The sequence below is a fragment of the Kribbella sp. genome, assembly GCF_035655035.1.
Lineage (GTDB): Bacteria > Actinomycetota > Actinomycetes > Propionibacteriales > Kribbellaceae > Kribbella.
Genome location: NZ_DASRVN010000444.1, coordinates 1 through 3,513, shown reverse-complemented (window position 1 = coordinate 3,513; position 3,513 = coordinate 1). Strand labels below are relative to the sequence as shown.

Annotated in this window: 7 protein-coding genes; all 7 read right to left on the bottom strand. The window is 67.6% G+C overall.

The genetic code is table 11. From position 1 onward, the window contains the following. The coding region (locus VFF46_RS24575; RefSeq protein ID WP_325039562.1) for a flavoprotein at window positions 1-292 on the bottom strand (292 nt) is incomplete at its 3' end. Between the two features lie 30 nt (window positions 293-322). After that, complete coding sequence (gene rpoZ / locus VFF46_RS24570) at window positions 323-625, bottom strand: DNA-directed RNA polymerase subunit omega (RefSeq protein ID WP_325039561.1); 303 nt, start codon at window positions 623-625, stop codon at window positions 323-325. A gap of 2 nt (window positions 626-627) precedes the next feature. Continuing rightward, the gene (gene gmk, locus VFF46_RS24565; protein WP_325039560.1) at window positions 628-1,248 is read right to left on the bottom strand and encodes a guanylate kinase; all 621 of its coding nucleotides are present in this window, start codon (window positions 1,246-1,248) and stop codon (window positions 628-630) included. Between the two features lie 44 nt (window positions 1,249-1,292). Further along, the gene (gene mihF / locus VFF46_RS24560) at window positions 1,293-1,607 is read right to left on the bottom strand and encodes an integration host factor, actinobacterial type (protein WP_141851332.1); all 315 of its coding nucleotides are present in this window, start codon (window positions 1,605-1,607) and stop codon (window positions 1,293-1,295) included. A gap of 95 nt (window positions 1,608-1,702) precedes the next feature. Beyond that, window positions 1,703-2,077, bottom strand: a complete 375-nt coding sequence (locus tag VFF46_RS24555; RefSeq protein ID WP_325039559.1) for a hypothetical protein — start codon at window positions 2,075-2,077, stop codon at window positions 1,703-1,705. A gap of 78 nt (window positions 2,078-2,155) precedes the next feature. After that, a complete protein-coding gene (locus VFF46_RS24550) occupies window positions 2,156-2,539 on the bottom strand; it encodes a hypothetical protein (protein ID WP_325039558.1) in 384 nt (127 codons plus the stop codon). Window positions 2,540-2,548: 9 nt separating this feature from the next. Further along, window positions 2,549-3,513 (bottom strand): EamA family transporter (locus VFF46_RS24545; RefSeq protein WP_325039557.1); only part of this gene is annotated, 965 nt, incomplete at its 5' end.

Here is a 3,513-nt window from a genome sequence, read left to right as displayed (position 1 = left end):
TCCCGATCCGCACATGCGGCACTTCCTCCACATGGTCGAACGGGTCCGCCGTCACCGGCTGCCCCGACAGCGCCGCCCACGTCGCGGCGCCGACGAACTCCAGCGCTCCGGCCGTCGGCACCACGCGCACGCTGTGCCCGGACTCGGTCAGCCGTCGCAGCAGGTCACAGACCTTGTACGCCGCGATGCCGCCGCCCACGCCGAGCACCACGTTCGGCTTCGGCTTCGGGGCAACGACGTCAGCCCCCGGACCGTCAGGGGTCACGGGGGTCTGGTCACCGGTTCCGGACATCAGCAGGCTCCGATCCCGGTCGTCAGGTCGTTACTCGGACTTCTCCGCGGCGGCGGCTTCCGCCTCGGCCTCGGGGTCGATGTCCGTGCAGGTCAGCACGCCCTCGTTGATCTCGCGCATCGCGATCGACAGCGGCTTCTCCTGGACGTGCGTCTCGACCAGCGGTCCGACGTACTCGAGCAGGCCCTCGCCGAGCTGCGAGTAGTAGGCGTTGATCTGCCGCGCCCGCTTGGCCGAGTACAGCACCAGCTTGTACTTGGAGTCGGTGTGGGTGAGCAGGTCGTCGATCGGCGGTGAGGTGATGCCGATGGCGACGGGCTGGTTGCCAGACAAGTTCAGCTCTTTCCAGGGGTGGAGGGTGATCGAATCAACTTTACCAACTGATCGGCGGCCTCCCGAACCGAGGCGTTCACGATCGTCACGTCGAACTCCTTCTCGGCCGCGAGCTCCAGCACCGCGGTCTCCAGCCGGCGTTCGCGCTCCTCCGGCGTCTCGGTACCGCGACCGACCAGCCGGCGGACCAGTTCGTCCCAGCTCGGCGGGGCCAGGAACACGAACTGTGCCTCCGGCATCGTCTCTCGCACCTGACGAGCGCCCTGCAGGTCGATCTCCAGCAGCGCGGGCCGCCCGGTGGCGAGCATGTCCAGCACCGGCTGCCGCGGCGTACCGTACCGGGCCGCCTTGTGCACCACCGCCCACTCGAGCAGCTCGCCGTCGGCGATCATCCGGTCGAACTCCGCGTCCGACACGAACAGGTAGTGCACGCCGTGGACCTCGTTCGGCCGCGGCTTGCGGGTGGTCGCGGACACCGAGATCCAGATGTCCGGGAACCGCTCGCGGATGTCGGCGGCGACCGTACCCTTGCCGACCGCGGTCGGGCCGGCCAGCACGGTCAACCGGGCCGGCGGCCGCCCGCCGGAGCCGGCCGGAGCAGGGTCGTTCGGGAGCGTGGTCATCGTCACACCAGTGTCCAACGAGCCGGACAGAGTTCCGGTCCGGCTCACTCGGCGAATTCGCGCTCGAGCGCGGCGATCTGGTTCGAACCCAGGCCGCGGACCCGCCGGGTCTCGGAGATGCCCGCGCGCTCCATGATCTGCTGCGCCCGGACCTTGCCGACGCCCGGGATGCACTGCAGCAGCTGGCTGACCCGCATCTTGCCGATCACGTCGTTGGTCTGCCCCTCGTGCAGCACCTCCGTCGGAGACGCTCCCGAGTGCCGGATCCGGTTCTTGATCTCGGCTCGTTCACGCCGCGCCGCCGCGGCCTTGTCCAGAGCCGCCGCACGCTGCTCCGGAGTCAAAGTAGGAAGTGGCACCGTTTCACCTGTCCCGTTGTATGGCTTCGCAAGGGAACCTAACACGGCTTCAGCCCGTGGTCGGCCCGGCATCGGGCAGATGTCGTACGGAGAGTTCACTTCAGTGCGGGCAGGTCCACCTTGCAGCTGTCCTTGGCCTGGCCGGTGATGTTCTTGTACGCCGTCATCACCTTCGGCGTCTGCTTGCTCAGCTCGGCCAGCCGGGCCGCGTCGGAGCCGGCCTTCTTGGCCTTCTCGGCGAACGCGACGACGACGCCCCAGTCGTCCTTGACGTCCTTCGGGGCGGAGCCCTGGAGCTTCTTCGCCTCGTCGAGGATCTTCACGTAGTCGACCGGCTTCTGCGGGTCGACGTCGACCGCCTTGGCGGCGTACTTGGCCAGATCGACGCAGTACGCCTGCTGATCGGTACAGCCGGTCAGCACACCGGCACCGGCAGCCACGGTCGCGAGAACGGCGAGGGTTCGCTTCACAGGCGGTCACGCTACTACCCGGGCGGGCCGGTGGGACGGAACGGGCAGAGCCGTCCCACCAACTGCACCCGTCGTGGATCAGTTGCTGCCGGTGCTGTTCATGTCGATCTTGCAGGAGTCCTTCGCCTGCTTGGTGATCGCTTCCTGCGCCGTCTGGATCTTCGACATGTCACCGCTCTTGGCGAGCTCGGCCAGCTTCGTCGTGTCGCCGTTCGCGTCCTTGACCTTGCCGATGTAGTCGATGAGGACCTGCCAGTCGTCCTTCAGGTCCTTCGGCGCCGAGCTCTTGACCTTCTTCGACTCCGTCAGGATCTTGTCCAGGTCGCCGGCCTTCTTGGTGTCCAGGTTCTTGCCGGTGTTGACGTAGCTCTTCAGGTCGTCGCAGTAGTTGCCGCCCGAGCAGGCCGTCAGGGCGCCAACACTCATCGTCACAACCGCCGCGAGGGCTGCCAGCTTCCGCATCGTGTTCCTTCACTGTGTCGCGCGGGAAGACCGTGGCTCCCCGTCCGCCGACACCTTTCCGAACACCGGGGTCACCGCAAGCTCCGGCACGCCGTGAACAACGTCGCACTCCGCGACTGGAACCCGTTTGTGACGTACTGCGTCAGCGCCGAACGTCACCGCCACCGCGTTCGCGGAAACGATCACGAGGATCGCCAGCCAGTCGAGCACGGCCGGCCGCTGATGCAGTACGACGACGCCGACAAGGGCCGCAAGTACCGGGTTGACGCTCATGAACACGCCGAAGAACTGGGCCGGGACACGGCGCAACGTCAGTACGTCGACGAAGTACGGCACCGCCGACGAGAGCACGCCGGCCGCCAGCGCGTACACCACGGAAGCGAGCGTCGCGGGGTGATGCAGCAGTACGACGATGCCGACCGGGACGTAGGCGAGTCCGGACAGGCCTGCTGCCGCGGCGGCACCTGTTGCGCCCGGCAACTCTCTGCCGACCTTGCGGTTCAGGAGGATGTAGAACGCCCAGCAGAGTGCTGCGAGCAGTCCTAGGCCGATGCCTAGGTAGTCCGTTGTTGCTTGTGGGCGGGCGAGGATCATGACGGCCGGAGCGGCTGCCAATGCGCACAGCAGGTCGAGGAGGCGACGAGAGCCGAGTAATGCAACAGACAGCGGTCCTAGGAATTCCAGGGTGACGCCTAGGCCCAGCCCTACCCTGTGGATGGCGGTGTAGAGCGACAGGTTCATGACTGCGAAGACCGCGGCCAGGGCGATCACTGTGCGCCACTGGCGGGCGGTGATCGTGCGTAACCGCGGGCGGCCGACGGCGAGCAGGAGCGCGGCGGCGACCCACTGCCGGATCGCGACCACGCCCGCCGGGCCGATCACCGGGAACGCCAGCGCCGCCACCGACGCACCCACCTGCGTCGACAGCCCGCTGCCGAGCATCATCACCACACCGGCCAACCGATCTCGCCTCA

What these genes read in the sequence shown, in the direction of transcription:
- VFF46_RS24550 (WP_325039558.1), bottom strand. Translation starts at nt 2,539, where the DNA reads ATGCGGAAGCTGGCAGCCCTCGCGGCGGTTGTGACGATGAGTGTTGGC.
- gmk (WP_325039560.1), bottom strand. Translation starts at nt 1,248, where the DNA reads ATGACCACGCTCCCGAACGACCCTGCTCCGGCCGGCTCCGGCGGGCGG.